Annotated in this window: 1 protein-coding gene; it reads left to right on the top strand. The window is 53.1% G+C overall.

Going from position 1 to position 1,008, the window contains the following annotated elements; genetic code table 11:
* The first annotated feature begins 225 nt into the window (after positions 1–225).
* Positions 226–756: a hypothetical protein gene (locus QJT78_RS51565; protein ID WP_038946076.1), complete on the top strand. Its 531-nt coding sequence runs from the start codon at positions 226–228 to the stop codon at positions 754–756.
* Positions 757–1,008 lie beyond the last annotated feature (252 nt).

Genomic DNA, 1,008 nt, shown 5'->3' with positions numbered 1-1,008 from the left:
CGATAGTGGTCTGAAATCGTATCATCGGTCATGGCGGGCGTGGCGTTCGCGGTTGAGGTGATGGGGTTGGCTTCACAACCGAATCCTACGCCGCATCAGCGCTTTACACCAGCTCTCCCGCCTCTCAGGCGCCCTCTCGCGAATAAGACGGGCTAGACTCAAAGCCAACAATTGGAAGGGGCGGTGCAAACGTGGTTTCCGGCTGAACAAGGAGATGCGCCAACCATGAAGCTGATCAGACGACATTTGGAATCGGGCGCAATGGTCAACTACATACAGATCGGCCATCGTCGCACAGCAGTCGAGTATGCGATCGCGGGTGTTCAAAAAATCCACGATGCAAATCTCGACTTGCTTGGTCGCGATCCACTAAGCGCAGATATGGAAGGCACCATGATGGCTTGGGTCATCGAAAGCCTCCTCCAGGGAGCTTATGTTCGCGAATATCATCTTTGGGAAAAGGACTGTAAGGCGTACTTTACCCTCATGACCAACCGGAACAACCAGCTGATGACAATAAATCAGAACGAGAAACCATTCACAAACTTCGTTCGCAAGGCTCTTTTAGCTTTTGACGTCACGCTTCCGGACAAGATCCTGAGCGCGATTGACCACATGCGAAAACAAGTCAACGTCATGAAGCACGAAGAGGGCCTCGAACTCGATCATTTTGTAAGCGAGGCGGACTATAAGAGCGCATTGGATGCGCTGGAGAGCTTTTGGAACGAGCTGATGAACCGCGAAGAGTACGCCTAGGGTGCCGCAGCCTCTAGCGCTACCGCAAAATTTCTAATCTGGAAGACCGTTGTGTGGCACTCTCGAAAGCAGCAAACCGAGCCAGTTCGCTCACTGATGAGCTTTGGTCGCAAATGGAGTCAGTTTGAACAACTGATAAGGTTCATCGATCGCGCCGTTCTGGCAGACTGGATGGGAACGGTCGCCTTCCACCTCGCGCCGCTGGTCGAGCGCATGAGCGTCGTGATGAAGCAATCGGGCCGCTTGTTCATA

Source organism: Bradyrhizobium sp. Mp27 (assembly GCF_029953005.1).
Classification (GTDB): domain Bacteria; phylum Pseudomonadota; class Alphaproteobacteria; order Rhizobiales; family Xanthobacteraceae; genus Bradyrhizobium; species Bradyrhizobium barranii.
This window is presented reverse-complemented; position numbering and strand designations above follow the sequence as displayed.

Bases quoted from the DNA above. Each gene is read 5' to 3' on its own strand.
- QJT78_RS51565 (WP_038946076.1), top strand. From the start codon at position 226: ATGAAGCTGATCAGACGACATTTGGAATCGGGCGCAATGGTCAACTAC.